The 20,396-nt window shown below is 70.2% G+C and carries 9 protein-coding genes, 1 tRNA gene and 2 pseudogenes; 9 read left to right on the forward strand and 3 right to left on the reverse strand.

Translation table 11 applies throughout. The annotated features are described in order from the left end of the window. Positions 1-119: 119 nt before the first annotated feature. Positions 120-902, forward strand: coding sequence for a PucR family transcriptional regulator (locus tag BCUN_RS05035; protein ID WP_033518077.1), 783 nt, complete (start codon positions 120-122; stop codon positions 900-902). Positions 903-1,186: 284 nt separating this feature from the next. Here BCUN_RS05035 and BCUN_RS05040 read toward each other — a convergent pair whose 3' ends face one another. Then, on the reverse strand, positions 1,187-3,082 hold the full coding sequence (locus BCUN_RS05040) for a DUF6020 family protein (RefSeq protein ID WP_033518075.1): 1,896 nt from the start codon (positions 3,080-3,082) through the stop codon (positions 1,187-1,189). Positions 3,083-3,245: 163 nt separating this feature from the next. Here BCUN_RS05040 and BCUN_RS05045 point away from each other — a divergent pair, with 163 nt between their 5' ends. Then, a complete protein-coding gene (locus tag BCUN_RS05045) occupies positions 3,246-4,145 on the forward strand; it encodes a biotin--[acetyl-CoA-carboxylase] ligase (RefSeq protein ID WP_238552331.1) in 900 nt (299 codons plus the stop codon). A 9-nt stretch (positions 4,146-4,154) separates the two neighbouring features. On the opposite strand, the gene BCUN_RS05050 is transcribed toward BCUN_RS05045, so the two are convergent. Then, complete coding sequence (locus BCUN_RS05050) at positions 4,155-4,787, reverse strand: biotin transporter BioY (protein ID WP_081895554.1); 633 nt, start codon at positions 4,785-4,787, stop codon at positions 4,155-4,157. A 241-nt stretch (positions 4,788-5,028) separates the two neighbouring features. Here BCUN_RS05050 and BCUN_RS05055 point away from each other — a divergent pair, with 241 nt between their 5' ends. From BCUN_RS05055 to BCUN_RS12970, 4 genes and pseudogenes are all read left to right on the forward strand, one after another. Next, complete coding sequence (locus BCUN_RS05055) at positions 5,029-6,852, forward strand: ATP-binding protein (protein WP_034258439.1); 1,824 nt, start codon at positions 5,029-5,031, stop codon at positions 6,850-6,852. Then, positions 6,849-8,486: an acyl-CoA carboxylase subunit beta gene (locus tag BCUN_RS05060; RefSeq protein ID WP_034258441.1), complete on the forward strand. Its 1,638-nt coding sequence runs from the start codon at positions 6,849-6,851 to the stop codon at positions 8,484-8,486. The genes BCUN_RS05055 and BCUN_RS05060 overlap by 4 nt, the downstream gene beginning before the upstream one ends. 76 nt (positions 8,487-8,562) lie before the next feature. Further along, positions 8,563-14,950, forward strand: a pseudogene (locus tag BCUN_RS05065) (fatty acid synthase subunit beta domain-containing protein); the annotation flags it as partial. Between the two features lie 128 nt (positions 14,951-15,078). Then, a pseudogene (locus BCUN_RS12970) lies at positions 15,079-17,992 on the forward strand (beta-ketoacyl synthase N-terminal-like domain-containing protein); the annotation flags it as partial. A gap of 167 nt (positions 17,993-18,159) precedes the next feature. On the opposite strand, the gene BCUN_RS05070 reads toward BCUN_RS12970, so the two are convergent. Beyond that, on the reverse strand, positions 18,160-18,534 hold the full coding sequence (locus BCUN_RS05070; RefSeq protein ID WP_033514931.1) for a PH domain-containing protein: 375 nt from the start codon (positions 18,532-18,534) through the stop codon (positions 18,160-18,162). Positions 18,535-18,619: 85 nt separating this feature from the next. Between BCUN_RS05070 and BCUN_RS05075 the strand changes: the two genes are divergently transcribed. The 3 genes from BCUN_RS05075 to BCUN_RS05085 all read left to right on the forward strand — a co-directional run bounded on the left by BCUN_RS05075 (position 18,620) and on the right by BCUN_RS05085 (position 20,395). Beyond that, the gene (locus tag BCUN_RS05075) at positions 18,620-19,048 is read left to right on the forward strand and encodes a holo-ACP synthase (RefSeq protein WP_081895555.1); all 429 of its coding nucleotides are present in this window, start codon (positions 18,620-18,622) and stop codon (positions 19,046-19,048) included. Between the two features lie 424 nt (positions 19,049-19,472). After that, a tRNA-Gly gene (locus BCUN_RS05080) sits at positions 19,473-19,546 on the forward strand. Positions 19,547-19,621: 75 nt separating this feature from the next. After that, the gene (locus tag BCUN_RS05085) at positions 19,622-20,395 is read left to right on the forward strand and encodes a teichoic acid transporter (protein WP_238552332.1); all 774 of its coding nucleotides are present in this window, start codon (positions 19,622-19,624) and stop codon (positions 20,393-20,395) included. Position 20,396 lies beyond the last annotated feature (1 nt).

A 20,396-nucleotide genomic window follows, 5' to 3' on the forward strand; every position in this document is an offset into this window, starting at 1 on the left:
AAGAACCTTGGGTTCTTCGACCCGGTGCCCGCTTTAATCCGGGAAACGCCCCCGACCCGGTGCCCGCTTTAACGAAAAAGAAGCCACGCGTTCGGCGCACGGCACTACACTTGGACCCTATGTTGGGCAACGAACACGACGACTTCCTGGACCTCCTCGGCGGACGCACGGACGATGACACCATCGCGCGCATCGCCTTCGAATGCCTGCTCAACGGCATCGACGACAGCCGCGTCACCGCGCTGCTCAACATCGTCGGATGGCGCGGCGAATTCTCCTGTTTCGCCATCGGCGGCGAACCGGCACAGTCCCTGGGCGACACCGTCGCCGCCATGCGCGGGTCCATTGCGGACCTCGGCGGCATCGCCCCGCTCATCGGCGTCTACGGCAGCATCATCATCATGTGTGCACGAGTGCAGGCCGCGGTCTCGCCGGAAGTGGCGTGCACCGCCGTCATGCCTGCCTTCGCGAAGGACCGGGCGGTCTACCTCTCGCCGATCCGCGCCGGTCTGGAAGGCGCCATGCACACCGTGCGCGAGACTGTCTTCTCCCTGCAGGCCGCGCCCGCGCTCCTGAATGCGCCGAGGCCGCTGCGCGCCGACGACGTGTTGCCCGAACGCGCGCTCATCGGCGACGATCTGGCGCGCGACGAGCTCTACCGCAACGTTTACCTGGTGCTGCGCGGCGACAACGACGACGACCCCACCTTCCGCACCGTCTCCACCTTCCTCGAGCACGGCGGCTCGCTGGAGACCACGGCCAAGGAGCTGGGCATCCACCCCAACACGGTGCGCTACCGGCTCAAGCGGGCCGCCGAGACCATCGGCTGGGACGTGACCGACCCGCGCGACGCCTTCGTCCTCAACACGGCCCTCGCCATCGGCCGCATCCGCGACCGCTGACCCGGGATTCCACGGGTCAGCGGCCGAAAAGCGTGTCCGGAGATCGGCCGGGGCATGGGGTCTAAGGCGGTGCCGCCCCGGATCAGGGGGATGTATAGGTGTTTTCATGGCCCTGTTTCGTTGAGAGATATCTTTCTGGACCGTACGGCACGGTATGGGCATCGGCAAAATGGCGTAATTCCACCATTTTGCGAAAGCGTATACCTAGGCATATGCCCGATTTTGATATCTCTCAACGCCCATACTCGGGGGTACCGGCCCAAAACGACTCTCCGAAGCCAAATTCACGAATCCAGGCGCCCGTCCCGCCCGAACATGATGCACAGGAAACCGAAGACGAAGGCGATCGGCAACATGTGCCGCTCGAAGTTGTTCGCCGGCGCGGTCAGCATGACGCCCATGAGCAGCAGGAGGGGCATGTGCCAGCTCAGGGCGCGCCAGCGGCGCAGCACGACCTCGGCGGCACCCACCAGCAGGGTGAGCGCCACATAGAAGTTGCCGTGCGTCACCCATCCGAGCACCGGCACGTGGCCCCAGGAATCCGCCCATCCGACCACCGTCGACCGCCACTGCCGGTTGACGTGCCCGATCCAGGCGCTGCGGTCCTGCACATAGGTGTTGCTCACGTAGTAGCTGGCGGCGGTGTAGGGCGGGTCGAGGACGTCGAAGTACCCGTAGCTCTTCGCCAGGAAGGCGTCCAGGCAGGTCAGCGGATCCGCCCTGACCACCTCGGCGACCGCCTCGTCGAAGCCGCGCATGTCCTCCGGCGTGACGGTGCGCCACCGGTAGCTGACCTTCTTCGACTGGATGCCCGACGACTTCGCCGGGTCGGCGTCCCAGCTGCGGTACGCGGCCGCCATCTGGTCGAGGTTAAAGACGCGGGAGAGCTTGGCCCGGGTCCCGCTGTCGATGGCGTCGGGGTTCTTGCGCGCCACGCGCGCGACCATCTGCAACTGTACGCCGCGGCTCTCGATGGAGTCGCCGCTGATCACCGCGCCGGTGTGGAACAGCAGCAGCACGCCGCCGTGGAAGACCACCGTCGGCAGCAGCAGCGCCGTGACGTAGAGCAGCCAGCGTCGCCGGTCCGCGAGGATGGAGAGCACCACCTGCGCGGCGATGATGTACCAGGCGTACTTGGCGCTCACCAGCATCACCACGCAGGAGACGACCAGCGCGGCCGCCGTCACGCGGCGCACGCGCTGCCCGCTGCGGCGCGTCATGTACAGTTCGTACATCACGCCGAACCACCAGGTGAAGGCGAAGGCGAACAGCGGCGACTTCGTGAGCGCGATCGTGGAGAACACCGCCAGCGGGCAGGCCAGGAAGAAGGCGACGACGAGCAGGCGCGCCGCCGGCCCGGAGGTGCGTACGTCGCGCAGCGTGCACACGCCGGCCGCGGGGTCGGCGAAGTCGCGCGGCTGGATGCGCGGGCCGCTCGCCGGGTGCGCGTAGTCTGGGCGCAGCCAGGGCATGTTGAGGAAGCGGTCGGCGGCACTGGCCACGCAGAAGCCGGCGAACAGCCACTGCAGGGCGCTCAGGACGACGAAGCCGGCGTCGTTGGAGCCGGTCAGGCCGCGGGAGACGGCGGCGGCACCGCCGTAGACGAGGGTGAGCACGATGTTGTGCTGGTCCGTCAGGTAGGTGGGGTCGGTGGGCCACAGGTAGTGCGCGGTGGGGTAGATGTCCATCGGGACGAAGGAGAAGAAGCCGATGTACGGCTGGTCGAGGCCCATCCACTGGTTCCACGCCCAGGCGAACTCGCGCGACTGGGAGAGGATGTCCGCGCCGTAGGCGGTGAGCAGGGTCGTGGGGACCCACATCCAGCCGATGGCGAGCACCAGCCAGATGCGCCGCCAGGAGGAGGTGGCCGCCCAGGTCCAGCGTGCAAGGCGCTGCCAGGGACGGGCGACGGCGCGCCTGGCCCGTTGCAGCATCCGACGGCATGCGCGCGGCAGCCGCGGACGGCGGACGAGCCACCCGACGATGCCGAGGCAGACGGCGAAGGTGGCTGCGAAGACCAACGCGTTGGCCCAGCCGAACTGGCGGATGCTGAAATCGCCGCGCATGAGCGGGCCGATCGCCGTGCAGAAGGCGATCCAGGCGCAGGCGAGCACGGCCAGCGCCCACCGGCAGCAGGCGCCGATGCGACCGGTGACGCGGGAGGAGGAACGGGAAGCCATAAGGCCCGATTGTACAGGGCGGCCCGTGCGGCCGATGGGTAGGATGGGTAATATGGCGGATAGTCGATTGCAGGGTGCAGGGACCGGGCGGCACCGACGGCGTGCCCCGGATGCGTGCCCTGCTCTCACCGGGCCGAGGACGGCGGAAAGACAGGTGGAGAGAGTGCCATACATACGCACGCGCAAGGTGGCGCGGGTCATCGCACTGCAGGAAGTGGATTCGACGAACGACGCGGCTGCACGGTTCGTGGCGGGCGGCCGGCTCGAGGGGGAGGAGCCGTGGAACCCCGAGGGGACGACGGTGGTGACGGCCGCCCGGCAGACCGCCGGCCGCGGAAGGCTGGACCACACTTGGTACAGCGCACCGGGGCAGTCCTTTGTCTGTTCCTTCGTCTCGGCCGTCGGCGCGGACCTCGCACACGACCCGAAGATCAACGGCTGGCTGCCGATGATTGCGGGACTGGCGACGGTCGACGCCCTGCGCGCCACCCTGACCGACCTGCAGCTCGACTGGGTGCGCGGCTCCGGCGTCTTCCTCCACCCCAGGCACAATCTGCTGCTCAAGTGGCCCAACGACATCGTCTACCACGGCCGCAAGCTCGGCGGCATCCTCACGCAGATGGTGGAACTGCCCGACGACCCGTCGCGCGTGGCGATGGTGTTCGGCGTGGGACTGAACATCGCGGTGCCGGTGGGGCAGTTGCCGATCGAGCGGTCCACCAGCTGGCAGCTCATCACCCGGCCCCAGCAGCCGGGCGCGCCGGTGCCCGACGTGGCGACCGTGGTCGACGAGGTCGCCTCCCGCATCGTCACCGGCCTGCAGCAACGGCTGTGGCAGCTGGGGCTGACCCCCGAGGCCTACACGCGCGACCTGCGTTCGCGTGTGTCCCAGGAGTGCTGGACCCTGGGACACGACGTGCTGGTGCACTACGCGGACGGCACGACCGCGACGGGCATGGCGCGCTCCATCACCGAGGACGCGTCGCTGACGATGGTGGACGATGCCGGGAGACTGCGCATCGTGCATACGGGCGATGTGGGGATTTTGCCGGCGGGGGATTGAGCGTGGGCGCTACCGCCTCACGGCCGCCACCATCAGCGTGGCGGCCACGGCCTTCGCCAGGTCACCCGGCAGGAACGCCAGACCGGGCACGGCCACGGCACCCAGGGGCAGATGCAGCACGGCGGCCTGCACGACGAAACCGCACAGGTACGACACGACGATGCAGCCGAGGACGGCTGCCGCCAGGTACCCGGCGGTGCGCCGGACGCCACGCATGGCGGCCTGCCGAGGGGCATCGGCCGGTCGGGAGGAAGCCGACGACCGTGGCGCCACGGCCCCGTCCACGGCATGGCGCAGGGCTGCGGTGACGGCGGCGGCGGGCAGGAAGCCCAGGAGGAAGCCGGCGCTGGGGCCGAGCAGGGCGGCAGTGGAGCCGCCGCCGGAGAAGACGGGCAGTCCGACGGCACCCATCGCCAGATAGCAGGCCACGCCGGCCGTGGCCTGGCGGGTCGGCAGCAGCAGGGCGCCGACCATCAGCACGAAGGTCTGCAGGGTGATGGGCACCACCGTGCCGGGCACGGGGATGCGGCCGAAGGCGCTCGCCGCCCATAGGCCCAGGGCCAGGGCGACGGGCGGTGCCACGTTGCGGACGACTGTCCGCATGGTGAGACGGGATGGGAAGGTCATGGACGTGTTGCGCATCGCAATCCTTTCATGCCGCAGCCGCGGGTCCGGGGGTGCATCCGGCCCGGGCCCGCGGAGCGTCGGGGGAGGCGGCACCCCATGCAATGACTGGCCGGAGGCCGGCATGGGGTGCCCGGGAATCACCCACAGCTTAGGGAAAAGGCTACGGAGGCGTTTTGTGGAAGCGGACAAAACACCCGCCCCGTCTTGGTGATTTGCGAAGTTACGAGGTGCGGGCAAACCGGGCATCCTCGGAACCATGCCTTCCAAACTACTCATTGCGAACCGCGGCGAGATCGCACTGCGCGTGGTGCGCACCGCCCGCGAGATGGGGATCGCGACCGTGGCGGTGTACGCGGAGCAGGACCGCCACAGCCAGGCCGTGGCCATGGCCGACGAGGCCTACCTGCTCTCCGGCGACACCTACGCCGACACCTACCTCAACGAGGACCTGCTCATCGACATCCTGCGCCGGTCCGGCGCCGACGCCGTCCACCCCGGCTACGGCTTCCTGTCCGAAGTGCCGGGCTTCGCGCGCAAGGTCGCGCAGGCCGGCGCCGCCTGGGTCGGCCCGTCGCCGGACGCGCTGACCGCCCTGGGCGACAAGATCAGCGCACGCCGCGTCGCCGAACGCGCGCAGGTGCCGCCGGTGCCGGGCATCTCCAACGCGCTGGGTGACATGCGCGTCCTGCTCGACTTCGCCCACGTGCACGGCTACCCGCTCATGCTCAAGCGCGCCGACGGCGGCGGCGGACGCGGCATCACGCTGGTGCGTTCCGACGACGAACTGCGCGGCTTCTACCTCAACCACAACGCCGTGCAGGGCGGCGACCTCGACGAGTACTTCGTCGAGCGTTTCATCGACCGTGGCCGGCACGTGGAGACGCAGTGCGGCCGCGACGGCCACGGCGACTTCACCGTCTACTCGACGCGCGACTGCTCCGTGCAGCGGCGCAACCAGAAACTCATCGAGGAGGCACCGGCACCCTTCCTGCCCGACGACGTCATGGTCCAGCTGCACGACTACTCGCGCCGCCTGTTCGAGGCGGTCGGCTACGTGGGCCTGGGCACCTGCGAGTTCATGGTGACCGACACCGGCAAGACGTACTTCCTCGAGGTCAACCCGCGCCTGCAGGTGGAGCACACCGTCAGCGAGGAGGTCAGCGGCATCGACCTGGTGCGCGAACAGCTCACCATCGCCGACGGCGGCCGCGTCACGCCGGCGCCGGCGCCGCGCGGCCACAGCTTCGAACTGCGCATCACCAGCGAGGACCCGCGCACCAACCTCACGCCCGCCGCCGGCACCCTGGAGCGCGTGCAGTGGCCGTCCGGCCCCGGCGTGCGCGTCGACTCGGGCGTGCGGGAAGGCGACACCATCTCGCCGAAGTTCGACTCCATGATGGGCAAGCTCATCGTCACCGCGCACGACCGGCCCGCCGCGCTCGCCCGCGTGCGCCGTGCCTTGGCGGAACTGGCCATCGAGGGCGTGCCCACGCCGGTCGAGCTCTACCGCCAGGTCTTCGAGGACCCCGACTTCACCGCCGGCGACGCCGACGGCTTCCAGGTGAGCACCAAGTGGCTCGAACGCAAATACCTCACCCGCGAGCCGGCGGCGGCCAGCGCCGGCCAGCCGGCGTCGCTGTCCGGCGGCGGGGCGGGGGAGCGTGAGGGCACCGAACGCTTCGTCATCGAGGTCGACAACCGCCGCGTCACGCTGACCGTGCCCGCCGACATCGTCGCCAACCTCACCGGCGCCGGCCGCGCACGCGCCGCCCACCTGCCCACGCAGCCGCTGCGCGGCCAGGGGCTGCACCACGTGGCACGCCAGGAGGAACGCGAGGAACGCTCCGGCACCATCGCCTCGCCCATGCAGGCGATCGTCACCCGCATCAACGTCGAGGAAGGCCAGGAGGTGGCCAAGGGCGACCTGCTCGTCGTGCTCGAGTCGATGAAGATGGAGAACTACGTATACGCGCCGGCCGCGGGCACGGTCGCGCGGATCTTCGCCGCCCCCGCCGCCGGCGTGGAGGCGGGCGAGACGCTGCTGACCATGGACCTCGCCGGCAAGGAGGAGACAGCATGAGCGACATCACCAGCAGCGAGCGCGTCCTGGCGCTCGACGACCGCCAGTTGGGCGCCGCAGCGGATGCCGCGGGCACCGGCGACGCCGCCCGCCAGCCGATCCGCCCGGCGGTGGCGCAGGCCGCGCAGCTGGCGCGCGCCGCCGAGGGGCGTGCGCGCGACCGGCAGCACGTCAAGGGCAAGCTCACGGCCCGTGAGCGCCTCGACCTGCTGCTCGACACGGGCAGTTTCGAGGAGGTCGGCCGGTTCTGCGGCGGCGATATCCAAGGCGGCCGTGCGGGTGCGGCGGTCATCACCGGCTTCGGCGAGGTGTACGGACGCAAGGTGGCGGTCTACGCGCAGGATTTCTCGGTGCGCGGCGGCACGCTCGGCGTGGCCGAGGGGCGCAAGATCTGCCGGCTCATGGACCAGGCGCTGTCCCTGCAGGTGCCGATCGTGGCGATCGTGGACTCGGGCGGCGCACGCATCCAGGAGGGCGTGGCCGCGCTGAGCGAGTACGGCCATATCTTCCGGCGCACGTGTGAGGCGAGCGGCTTCGTGCCGCAGGTCTCGCTGATCCTGGGGCCTTGCGCGGGCGGCGCCGTGTACTGCCCGGCACTGACCGACCTGATCGTGATGACGCGTGAGAACTCGAACATGTTCGTCACCGGCCCGGACGTGATCCGCGCGTCGACGGGCGAGTCGATCAGCATGGATGATCTGGGCGGGGGCGCCGTGCACAACACCGTCTCCGGGGTGGCGCACTACCTGGGCGCCGACGAGGCGGACGCCATCGACTACGTGCGCACGGTGCTCGCCTACCTGCCGTCGAATGCGCTGTGCGAGCCGCCGACCTATGCGTACATGGCCACGCGTGCCGACCGCGAGGTCGCGGCTCGCCTGGCCACGGTCGTGCCGGACAACGACCGCCAGCCCTACGACGTGCTCGACGTGATCCGCTGCGTGGTCGACTACGGCGAGTTCGTGCAGGTGCACGAACTGTTCGCGCCGAACGCGGTGACGGGCTTCGCCTGCATCGACGGCCGCCCGGTGGGCATCGTGGCGAACCAGCCGAACGTGCTCGCCGGCAGCCTCGACGTGGACGCGTCGGAGAAGATCGCCCGTTTCGTGCGCCTGTGCGACGCCTTCAACCTGCCGGTGGTCACGCTCGTGGACACGCCCGGCTACAAGCCTGGCGCCGAGCAGGAGCATGCGGGCATCATCCGGCGCGGCGCGAAGGTGATCTACGCCTATGCGAACGCGCAGGTGCCGCTGGTGACCGTCATCCTGCGCAAGGCCTTCGGCGGCGCTTACATCGTCATGGGTTCCAAGGCGATCGGCGCGGACCTCAACTATGCGTGGCCGAGCAGCCAGATCGCGGTGCTGGGCGCCACGGGCGCGGTGAACATCATCCACCGCAAGGACCTGCAGAAGGCGAAGGACGCCGGCCACGACGTGGAGCAGGTGCGCGCGGAGTACGCCGCCGAGTACGAGCGCACCACCGTCAACGCGAACCTGTCCATGGAGACCGGCCAGATCGACGCCATGATCGACCCCGAGCAGACCAGGGAGGTGTTGGAAGACGCCCTGAAGCTGCTCGCCGGCAAGCGCCGCGAGCGCAGAACCCCCAAGCATCACGGCAACCAGCCGTTGTGAACCCCGTCAGTATTCCCCAACCATTCATACCACCACCAGACAGCCACACCACCCCACCCCAGAAAGGGCAACCCACATGCCATCCCAGTTCTTCCTTGACCGCTTGTCCCATGAACCCCACGCACTCATGTTCGCCGGCCAGTCCACGCCGTGGACCGTCGCCCTGACGCAGCTCGCCGAGGACCCCGGGCTCGACCGGCGCCTGCACGCCCACGCGGACGCGGCACGCGACCTGCTTGCCCCGGTGGCGGCCGAATTGCTGGCCACGACCGGCCGGCCCGTCGACCTGTTCTCCTATGAGGCGAACCCGGCGCGCCTCGGCGCCGCCGCGGACGCCACGGTGAGCGTCGAGGGCATCGCCCTGGCGCAGCTCGGCGCGCTCCTCGACGCCGAGGGACTCGGCTACCGGCTTTCCGACGCGCAGCCTGTCGCGCTCCTGGGCCATTCACAGGGCATCCTCGCCGTCCACATGGCCCGCGCCGTCATGGACGCCGGCAGTGCCGAGGCGGCCGCCGGCGCCATCGACACGATCCTGGCGATCGCCGCGCTCATCGGGGCCGCCGGCACGCGCGTCGCCCGCACCCACGGCATCCACGCCCGCCACGGCGAGGCCACGCCCATGCTGTCCGTCAAGGGCATCACGCCGGCGCAGGTCGCCGCGCTCATCGGACGCGTCGACGACGCGCGCGGCCCCATCGCCGTCGCCGTCACCAACGCCGCCGACCACGTCGTCCTGGCCGGCCACCCGCAGGACCTCGCGTCCTTCGCCGTGGAAACCGCCAAGGAGCACCGCCGCCAGGCGCAGCTGCGCACCGACAAGGTGCGCGGCGGCGCCGTCTTCGACCCCGTCCTCGAATACCTCGACGTCACCGTGCCCTTCCACAGTCCGCTCATGGCGGACGCCGTCGACCTCGTCGCCGGCTGGGCCGACGCCTGCGGCATCGACGCGGACACCGCCCGCGCCCTGGCCGCCGAAGTGCTGCTCGAACCGGTCGACTGGTCCGCGCAGGTCGCCGCACTGCTCGCCGAGCACGACCCGACGCAGCTGTGGGTGCTCGACTTCGGCCCCGGCACTACCCTCGCCAAGCTGTTCGCCGGCAACGCGCAGGGCACCGGCGTCGGCGTCGTCGACGCCGCCGGCGTGCCTGCGCGCGCCGCACTGGCGACCCGTACCGACGACCCCGCGCGCACCCAGGACTGGAGCCGCTTTGCGCCGCGCGTCGTCACCACGCCCGCCGGCGCGCGCCTGTCGACCGCCTTCACCCGCCTGACCGGCAAGCCGCCCGTCCTCCTGGCCGGCATGACGCCCACCACCGTCGACCCCGAGCTCGTCGCCGCCGCCGCGAACGCCGGCTACTGGGCGGAGCTCGCCGGCGGCGGCCAGGTGACCGCCGAGGTCTTCGACCGCCACGTCGCCGAGCTCGAGGAGCTGCTCGAGGAGGGCCGCACCGTCGAGTTCAACGCCATGTTCATGGACCGCTACCTGTGGAACCTGCAGTTCGGCACGCAGCGCATCGTGCCGAGGAAGCGCGCGTCCGGCGCGCCCATCGACGGCGTCGTCGTCTCCGCCGGCATCCCCGAGCTCGACGAGGCCGTCGAACTCGTGCGCTCGCTCAACGCCGACGGCTTCCCCTACGTCGCGTTCAAGCCGGGCACCGTCGAGCAGATCCGCCAGGTGGTGCGCATCGCCCAGGCCGTCGCCCCCGCCAAGGTGCTCATGCAGGTCGAAGGCGGCTCCGCCGGCGGCCACCACAGCTGGGAGTCGCTCGACGACCTGCTGCTGGACACCTACGCGCAGGTGCGCGAACAGGACAACCTCGTGCTCGTCGCCGGCGGCGGCATCGGCACGCCCGACCGCGCCGCCGACTACGTCACCGGAACCTGGGCGCACGCCTACGGCCGCCCGGCGATGCCCGTCGACGGCGTGCTCGTCGGCACTGCCGTCATGACCGCCAAGGAAGCGCACACCAGCCCCGAGGTCAAGCAGCTGCTCGTCGCCACGCCCGGCCTGTCGGCCGCCGTCGGCGACGACGACGTGTTCGCGCCGCTGGGGGAGGCCTGGGTGCCGTCGGGCGAGGCGCGCGGCGGCGTGTCCAGCGGCCTGAGCCACCTGCACGCCGACATCTACGAACTGGAGAACGCCTCGGCGCGCTGCGGCCGCCTGCTGGTGCGCGTCATGAAGCACCCCGAGGAGCTGGAGAGCCGACGCGACGAGATCGTCGCCGCACTGGACGCCACCGCCAAGCCGTACTTCGGCGACCTGGGCACCATGACCTACCTCGACTGGGCGCGCCGTTTCGCCGAGCTGAGCTTCCCGTGGGCCGACCCGACCTACGCGGACCGCTTCCTGCACCTGCTGCAGCGCATCGAGGCGCGCGTCGTCGACCTCGACCACGGCAGCTTCACGCCGCTGTTCGGGCAGCGCGCCGACGTCGAGGACGACCCCTTCGGCGCCATCGAGACGCTGGCCGCCCGCTACCCGCAGGCCGGCGATCTCATCGTGGCGCCCACCGACGAGGCGTGGTTCACCACGCTCGTGCGCGAATACCCCAAGCCGATGCCCTTCGTGCCCGCCATCGACCACGACCTGCTGCGCTGGTGGGGCCAGGACCAGCTGTGGCAGTCCGAGGACCCGCGCTACCCGGCCGACGCCGTGCGCATCATCCCCGGCCCGATCTCCGTGGGCGGCATCACGACCGTCGACGAGCCGGTCGCCGACATCCTCGCCCGCTTCGAGGCTGCCATGACCGAGCGTGCCGCCGACGCTGCCCGCCCCGACGCCGAGGAAGAGGTGTTTGCGCTGCTGGCAGACGCTTCCGATGCGGAGGCGTTCATCAGGAGCTGCCCGAACATCTCCTGGATTGGGCACGTGACGGCCAACCCCGCCTACGGCACCGCCGCCGGGGACGCCGACTACGAGCTGCGCCATGTGGCGTCCGGCGAGAGCGCGGAACGCTTCGACCTGGACATCCACCTCGACACCTTCTGGGACGGCGAACCCGACGGCGGCCTCGACAAGCACGCCGTGCGCGACATCGTCATCCCGCTCGTCGTGCGCCGCGACGCCACCGGCACCATCCCCGTCGTCGACCGCGAACGCCTGCCCGAACACGTCTATGCCATGCTCGCCGCCACCGCCGGCATCGGCAACACGGCCATCACCGGCGACAGTCTGGAGGCGATGCCCGCAGTCAGCCCGGCCGACGACACGCAGGCGTTCCCCTTCGGTGTCGCCGAGTCGCACTACACGCTCTCCGCAAACCTCGGCTTCGACCACGAGGCGGCCACCGGCGGCGTGCTGCCGCTCGACCTCGTGCCGAGCCGCATCGCGCCGGACGCGCTGGTCGGCCCCGCCTGGCCCACCATCTACGCGGCCTTGGGCTCCGTGACGGTGGACGGCTACCCGGTCATCGAGGGCCTGCTCAACGCCGTCCACCTCGACCACCTCATCGAACTGGCCGTGGACGAGGACGACCTGCTCGCGCACACCGGCGAACAGGTCACCATCTACGGCTGGGCGGAGGACTACGAGGAATCCGCGTCGGGCCGCGTCGTGACGATCCACGTGGAACACCACTTGGCCTCCGACGGCACGCTCCTGGCGCGCGAGACCGAACGCTTCGCCATCCGCGGACGCGCCTACTCGGACGAACTGCCCGCCCCCGCACCCGCCAACGGCGGCATCTGGGGCGACATCCGCGACACCCCGCGCCGCCTGCTGCGCCGCGTCATCGTCACCGCGCCGCACGACATGACCGCCTTCGCGCGCACCTCCGGCGACTTCAACCCCATCCACACGTCCGTGCGCGGCGCCGCCATCTCCGGCCTGGCGCAGCCGCTCGTGCACGGCATGTGGCTGAGCGCCGTCGCCCAGCACGCCGTCCAGGCGCTCGACGACGCCGGCGCCCACTACGAGATCGCCGGCTGGACCTACAACATGTACGGCATGGTGCAGCTCGACGACGAAGTGGAGATCAGCATCGAACGCATCGGCCACGTCGCCCACGGCGGCCTCGCGCTCGAAGTCACCTGCCGCATCGACGGCCAGGTCGTCTCCCGCGCCACCGCCGTCACCCGCGCGCCCGTCACCGCCTACGTCTACCCCGGCCAGGGCATCCAGCAGCAGGGCATGGTGCTCGACGAACGCGCCGCCTCGCCGGCCGCGCGCGACGTGTGGGAGCGCGCCGACCGCCTCACCCGCGAACGCCTCGGGTTCTCGATCCTCGCCGTCGTGCGCGACAACCCCACCCAGCTCATCGCCAACGGCGTCACCTACCGCCACCCCGACGGCCTGCTCAACCTCACGCAGTTCACGCAGGTGGCGCTCGCCACCGTCGCCTTCGCGCAGACCGCACGCATGCGCGAAGCCGGCGTGGACGTGCAGCCGGCCTACTTCGCCGGCCATTCGCTGGGCGAGTACGACGCGCTGAGCTCCTTCGCCGACGTGATCCCGCTGGAAACGGTGCTCGAGCTCGTCTTCCACCGCGGTTCGACCATGCACCACCTGATCGAACGCGACGAACGCGGCCGCTCCAACTACCGCATGGGTGCGCTGCGGCCCAACCAGTTCGGCGTGGACGACGCCCACGTGCGCGACTATGTGGCGTCCGTGGCCGAGGCGAGCGGCGAGTTCCTCGAGATCGTCAACTACAACCTCGCCGGCCAGCAGTACGCGGTAGCGGGCACCATCGCCGGCCTCAAGGCGCTCCAGGCGGACAGTGCGCGCCGCGTGGCCGAATACGGCGGCAAGCCGGCCTTCATGCTGGTGCCCGGCATCGACGTGCCCTTCCACTCGACGTTGCTGCGCCGCGGCGTGCCCGAGTTCCGCGACAAGCTCGACGCGCTGCTGCCCGCCGAGATCGACTACCGCGGCTCCCTGGAAGGCCGCTACATCCCCAACCTGGTGGCCGCGCCCTTCGAGATGACCCGCGAGTTCGCCGCCAGGATCCTCGACGTGGTGCCCTCCGAGCGGATCGCCGCCGCGCTCGCCGACGACGCGGTGTGGGAATCCTACGCCGCCGACGACCAGAAGCTCGGCCGCCTGCTGCTCACCGAACTGCTCAGCTGGCAGTTCGCCAGCCCCGTGCGTTGGATCGAGACGCAGGCGCTGCTGTTCGGTTCGGCCGAACAGGGCGGCCTGGGCGTGGAACGCTACGTGGAGGTCGGCCTGGGCAACAGCCCCACCCTGGCGAACCTGGGCGCCAAGACCCTGAAACTGCCCGAGTTCTCCCGCCGTCAGGTGCAGGTGCTCAACGTGGGCCGCGACGCCGGCCGCGTCTACCTGACCGACACCGACTCGCTGGTGCCCGACGTCGAGGAACCCGCGTCGTCCACCCCTGCCGCGGCCACCGCCGCGCCCGCCGCTAGCGCTTCCTCCGCTGTAAAGGGCGCCGACAGCGCGCAACACGCCGACGCTGCCGGTGCCCAGAGCGAACACGGCGCCCCTGATAACGCTGGGGACACCCCCCATGGTGCAGAGCAGGCACAGAGGGCAGAGAGCGCAGAGGGGACGACGGCAAGCGGCGCCGCGGTGGCCGACCTGCCGTTCCAGGCACACGACGCCATCCGCACGCTCCTGGCATACTCGGCGAAACTCCGCCCCGAGCAGATCGGCGGCGAAGACACGACCGACACGCTCACCAACGGCGTCTCCTCACGGCGCAACCAGCTGCTTATGGACATCAGCTCCGAGCTGGGCGTCGCCTCCGTCGACGGCGCCGCCGAGGCGGGCATCGACGCACTGAGCGCGCTCGTCGACAAGGTCGCCCCGAACTACCGGCCCTTCGGCCCGGTCCTCGGCGACATCATCCGCGACCGCATCCGCGCCATGTTCGGCGCCGCCGGCATCAAGCCCGCCCAGGTCGAGGCACGCGTCCGCGACACCTGGCAGCTGGCCGACGGCTGGGGCAAGCACGTGCTCGCCACCCTGGCGCTCGCCACCCGAGACGGCGCCAGCGCCCGCGGTGGCGACCTCGCGCAGCTCGCCACCGAAGCGGCGTCCAACGCGACCCAGGCCAACGCGCTCATCGACGCAGCCGTACAGCTCGTCGCCGCCGACCACGGCGTGGCCGTCGCCATGCCGACCGCCGGCGGCACCGGCGGTGCCGTGGTCGACTCCGCCGCCCTCGACGCCTTCGCCGAACAGGTCACCGGCGAGTCGGGCATCCTGGCCGCCACCGCACGCTTCGTCCTCGGCCAGCTGGGCGTGCAGGCGCCCGCCGCCGAGACGCAGGACGACGAGGCAGCCGCCGTGGTCGCCGCCGTCGAAGCCGAACTCGGCTCCGACTGGCCGGCGCAGGTCGCGCCGCGCTTCGACGCCCGCCAAGCCATCCTCTTCGACGACCGCTGGGCCTCCGCCCGCGAGGACCTCGCCCGCGCCTTCTACGACGGCGACCTCAACGCCATCGCCGGCGAGTTCACCGGCGCCGGCGACGCTGTCGCAGCCCAGGCCGCCTGGTACGCCGCGCAGGCCACGGCCCGCGCCGGCCAGGCAACGGACCCGGGGCAGGCTGCCGCCGACGCCGCGCTCGCCGCCAGCTACGACGCCATCGCCAGCCAGGCGGTCGCCCCGGCGGCCGACGGTTCGCTGCCCTACGCGGGCGACGTCGCCGTCGTCACCGGCGTGGCGCCGAACTCCATCGCCGCGCAGGTCGTCGCCGGCCTGCTCGCCGGCGGTGCCACCGTCATCGCCACCTCGCACAGCTTCAAGCCGTCCGTCAAGTCGTGGGCGCAGCGCACCTACCGCGAGCACGCCCGCGGCGGCGCGCAGCTGTGGCTCGTGCCCGCGAACCTGTCCAGCTACCGCGACGTCGACGCCCTCGTCGACTGGGTCGGCCACGAACAGCGCAAGACCAGCGGTGCGACGACCACGGTGCTCAAGCCCGCCTACGAGCCGAGCCTGTTCTTCCCCTTCGCCGCGCCGCCGGTGCACGGCTCGCTCGCCGACTCCGGCGCCCTCTTCGAATCGCAGGCGCGCCTCATGCTCTGGGGCGTCGAACGCGCCATCGCCGGCTTCGCGCAGATCGGCGCTGACACCGACGTGCAGCACAAGCTGCACGTGGTGCTGCCCGGCTCGCCCAACCGCGGCGTCTTCGGCGGCGACGGCGCCTACGGCGAGGTCAAGGCGGCCTTCGACGCCATGGTCAACCGCGCCCGCGCCGAACACGACTGGTCCGACCGTGTCACCTTCGCCCACCCCAAGATCGGCTGGGTGCGCGGCACCGGCCTCATGGGCGGCAACGACCCGCTCGTCGACGTCGTCGAACGCCACGGCCTGACCACCTACTCCACCGCCGAGATCGCCGAACGGCTGCTCGCGCTCGTCAGCGACGAGGCGCGCAGGCAGGCCGCCGACACACCCCTCGACGTCGACCTGACTGGCGGCCTGGGCAGCCGGCCCATCGACATCCGCGCACTGCGCGCCGAGGCGCTCGCCGACGCGGCAGCCACCGCCGGCGAGGACGACGAAGACGACGAGACGGCGACGCTCAAGGCGCTGCCCAGCCGCCACGTGCCGCGGCAGGCCGCCGTCGACCTCGACGAATGGGACGGCGTGACTGCGGCACCCGAGGACCAGATCGTGGTCGTCTCCATCGGCGAACTCGGCCCCTGGGGCTCCGGCCGAACCCGCGCCGAGGCGGAACTCGGCATCCGCGCCGACGGTTCCGTGGAACTGTCCGCGGGCGCCGTGCTCGAACTCGCCTGGAACATGGGCCTCGTCAGCTGGGCCGACAGCCCGCAGCCCGGCTGGGTCGATGCCGACGGCAACCTCGTGCCCGAGGAGGACATCGCCGAACGCTACCATGACGAGGTCGTCGCCAGGAGCGGCATCCGCCCCTTCGCCGACGGCATGGGCGGCGACTACCTCGACGGCACCGACGAGGAGGAAGCGGAAGTCTACCTCGACCACGACGTGAGCTTCACGGTGCCCACCCGCGACCTCGCCGAGGAATACGTGGCGATGGACGCAGCGCACACCACCGTCGCACCCGACGGGGAGACGGGGGAGTGGACCGTCACCCGCCACGCCGGGTCCATGGTCCGCGTGCCGCGCCGCGCCACCATGACGCGCACCGTGGGCGGGCAGTTCCCCGACGGCTTCGACCCGACCAGGTGGGGTATCCCCGCCTCCATGGTCGGCGACGTCGACCCCATCGCCCTGTGGAACATCGTGACCACCGTCGACGCGTACCTGGCCGCAGGCTTCACGCCGGCGGAGATCCTCCAGGCGGTGCACCCCTCCATGGTCGCCAGCACCCAGGGCACCGGCTTCGGCGGCATGGCCTCCATGCGCAAGCTGTACCTCGACCGCTTCCTCGGCCACGAAATCCCCACCGACATCCTCCAGGAGGCGTTGCCCAACGTCGTCGCCGCACACGTCATGCAAAGCTACATCGGCGGCTACGGCAACATGGTGCAGCCAGTCTCCGCCTGCGCCACCGCCGCCGTCAGCCTCGAGGAAGGCGCTGACAAGATCGCCCTCGGCAAGGCCGACTTCGTCGTCACCGGCGCCATCGACGACATCGGCGTCGAATCCGTCATCGGTTTCGGCAACATGAACGCCACCGCCGACTCCGGCGAAATGCTCGCCAAGGGCATCGCACCGCGCTTCTTCTCGCGCGCCAACGACCGTCGTCGCGGCGGCTTCGTGGAAGCGCAGGGCGGCGGCACCGTGCTGCTCACCCGCGGCGACATCGCACTGAAGCTGGGACTGCCCGTGGCCGCCGTCATCGGCTTCGTGCACTCCTACGCCGACGGCGCCCACACCTCCATCCCCGCGCCCGGCCTCGGCGCGCTCGCCGCGGGCCTCGGCGGCCGCTCGTCCAAGCTGGTGCGCGACCTGGCGGGCCTCGGCGTGACCCCCGACCGACATCGCCGTGGTCTCCAAGCACGACACCTCCACCAACGCGAACGACCCCAACGAGTCCGAACTGCACAACACCCTCGCGCACGCCATCGGCCGCGCGCCGGGCAACCCGCTGTTCGTCATCTCGCAGAAGTCGCTCACCGGCCACGCCAAGGGCGGCGCCTGCGTCTTCCAGGTCAACGGCATCACGCAGCTGTTCAAGTCCGGCCTCGTGCCCGCGAACGCCGCACTCGAATGCGTCGACCCCAAGCTGAAGCGCGACGACCACATGGTGTGGCTGCGCCGCCCGCTTGACCTGGGCATGCGCGGCACCGTGAAGGCGGCGCTCGCCACGTCGCTCGGCTTCGGGCATGTCTCCGGCTTCGTCGCCCTCGTGCACCCCGGCGCCTTCGAGGCCGCCGTCGCGCATACCGCGGGCACGGAGGCGCTGGAAGAGTGGCGTGCACGCGCCAACGGCCGCCTCGCCGCGGGCCAGCGCCACCTCGAGGAAGGCATGATGGGCCGCGCCCCGCTCTACGAGCCGGTCGACCACCGTCGCTTCCACGAGGACGGCCGCGGCTACGACGCCCACGAGGTGGAGAAGGCCATGTTGCTGGATCCGGACGCGCGCCTGGGGGCCGACGGGTACTTCGGAGCATAGGTCCCGTAAGAAATTGTTCGTTTTTCCGGACAAAATCTAGGGGACGGCTGCCTGCCGGATGCCGGGAACGGCTTCGGAGAGTCGTTTTGGGCATCCGGCAGGCAGCCGTCCCCTAGATTTTGTCCGGAAAAACGAACAATTTCTTACGGGATGCATACGGACGCCCACTACAGCGCACGGCTGCCGATCAGCTGCGCCAGGGCGCGGATGTCGACGCCGTTGGCGAACTCCAGCATCACCTTGCCCAGACCGCTGAACCACATCTCCAGTTCGCTCTCGAGGTCGAAGTGGCCGGCGGTCTCCACGCTGAAGACCTGGATGCGCTTGTAGGGCAGGCTGGTGAAGTCGCGCTTCTTGCCGGTCATGCCCTGGATGTTCACGGTGACGATGCGCCGGTCGGTGAAGATCACCCAGTCGCGCACGCTGCGGAATGCGGCCTGCACCGTCTCGCCGGGCACGAGCAGCCCGTCGAGGGCTTCGGCGGCCTTGGCGGGATCCGCGTGGTTGAGCTTGACGAAGGAGGCGTTCTGGAAATCGATCATGGCAGTCCTTTCCTTGGGATGCCTCCCATCCTACGTGCCGAACGCCGCCTAGGATGACGAACGTGACCGAAAGCGAGGAGGATTGATGATCCTGGGACTGGGGCATGACGTGGTGGACGTGGCCGCCTTCGCCGACCAGCTGGCGATGCCGGGCACCGCCATGCGCCGTCTGTTCTCCGCGCGCGAGCTGCGGCAGGCCGAGTCGCGTGCCGCAGCTCGCCACGACGACGTCGCCGTGCACCTGGCGGCACGCTGGGCCGCCAAGGAGTCCGTACTCAAGGCTTGGTGCGCCGCGCTGGGGGGAGCCCCATCCCCCTACACGCTCGACGACTTCCCCTGGTCGGCGGTGGAGACGATCGATGACACGCGCGGCGTCCCGCGGATCGTGCTGGGCGCCGACGTCGAGGAGACGCTGGCCGGTTCCCTGGGCCAACCTGCGCACTCCCTGCACTGGTCCGTGTCCGTGAGCCACGACGGCCCCGTCGCCAGCGCCGTCGTCGTGCTGGAGGGGTGAGGAGGTGCGTACTTTCGCCGGGCCGGTGCCCTGGGTGTGCCGGTGTGCCCGGAATGTGCTGCAGCGGCCTCTTCCGACGCCCAACCCTGTAGCACAACTGCAGATTGCAGTTATGCGCCCATAACTCGGCAGATACTTCTGCAACATATGCATATTGCAGGGCTATCAACACGGTTATGAGCGCATAACTGCAATCTGCAGTTATGCGTAGCCGCGGGGAGAGCACACACGAAAAAGGGTAGGAGGACGGGAAGAGCGGGGTGGCGGGGGAAGCAGGGAACAGGTTGCGGGAATGGAGGAAGATCAGGGAACAGAAGAAACTAGAGAAAAGAGGGAGAAGAAGAAGCAGGGGCACGACTCGGCGTGGCGTACTGGACGGACGTGCGGAAAGCGTGTACAATATCTCGAGTTGTCTCGGCAACACGCGGATGTAGCTCAATGGTAGAGCCTCAGTCTTCCAAACTGATTACGCGGGTTCGATTCCCGTCATCCGCTCCATGAGAACGGCTGAATTCCAAGGAATTCAGCCGTTTTTTCGTATGCAGGGCAGCCGTCGGCGCTACAGTGGACACCATGACGCGCACACACGACGACACCATGGGGCCTCACCGCGCCGCACCCACCGCGATCCGCACGCCATCCTTCCAGGAGGCGGCGATGCTCAGGGCGCTCGACGAGGAGCCGGCGCCAGTGCCCATGACCCCGCACAGCGCCCAGGAGATGGAGGAGAACCTCGTCTCCAAGCATCCCGAGCCCACCATTCCCGAGTCGGACATTTCCCTGGCGGACATCGAACGCCAGCGCGCGCGGCCGGCCATGTGGGCCATCGGCGTCCTCCTGGTGCTCGCCGCCCTCGTCGTGCCGTTCTGGGCGGGGCGCAACATCGCCGTCCACCACACCGACTGGGTCATCGCGCACTGCTCCATGGTCGACTCGCGCGGCATCGTCCTGGTCGCATGGGCCGTGACCGCCTTCATGCTGGTGTCGCTGACGATGATGCTCGTCGACCGCTACCGCAAGACGTGGTTCTCCATATTCCTCGTGCTGCTGTGCGGGGAGCAGTTCATCGGCGGCGTCAGCCTGCTCAAGTTCAACTTCTGGTACTCCACCTACGTCATCTACGGCGAGCATGCGCGCATCGCGAACGCCGCCAATCTGGGCATCATCGCCGCCGCGCTCGCGCTGGCGGCCTTCGCCGTCGTGTGGGTCGGCATCCTCGTGGTGGTGCCCAAGGACTCGCCCTTCAACGTGCTCACGCACGTGTGGACGAGCCTCATCCTGCTGTTCGTCTTCGAGGTGGCGGCGCTGCTCATCGTGCTCTTCGGCGGGTTCATCACCGTCGTGTAGC

The organism is Bifidobacterium cuniculi (assembly GCF_000741575.1).
GTDB lineage: Bacteria > Actinomycetota > Actinomycetes > Actinomycetales > Bifidobacteriaceae > Bifidobacterium > Bifidobacterium cuniculi.

Bases quoted from the DNA above. Each gene is read 5' to 3' on its own strand.
- BCUN_RS05035 (WP_033518077.1), top strand. From the start codon at position 120: ATGTTGGGCAACGAACACGACGACTTCCTGGACCTCCTCGGCGGACGC.
- BCUN_RS05040 (WP_033518075.1), bottom strand. From the start codon at position 3,082: ATGGCTTCCCGTTCCTCCTCCCGCGTCACCGGTCGCATCGGCGCCTGC.
- BCUN_RS05050 (WP_081895554.1), bottom strand. From the start codon at position 4,787: ATGCGCAACACGTCCATGACCTTCCCATCCCGTCTCACCATGCGGACA.
- BCUN_RS05055 (WP_034258439.1), top strand. From the start codon at position 5,029: ATGCCTTCCAAACTACTCATTGCGAACCGCGGCGAGATCGCACTGCGC.
- BCUN_RS05060 (WP_034258441.1), top strand. From the start codon at position 6,849: ATGAGCGACATCACCAGCAGCGAGCGCGTCCTGGCGCTCGACGACCGC.
- BCUN_RS05070 (WP_033514931.1), bottom strand. From the start codon at position 18,534: ATGATCGATTTCCAGAACGCCTCCTTCGTCAAGCTCAACCACGCGGAT.
- BCUN_RS05075 (WP_081895555.1), top strand. From the start codon at position 18,620: ATGATCCTGGGACTGGGGCATGACGTGGTGGACGTGGCCGCCTTCGCC.
- BCUN_RS05085 (WP_238552332.1), top strand. From the start codon at position 19,622: ATGACGCGCACACACGACGACACCATGGGGCCTCACCGCGCCGCACCC.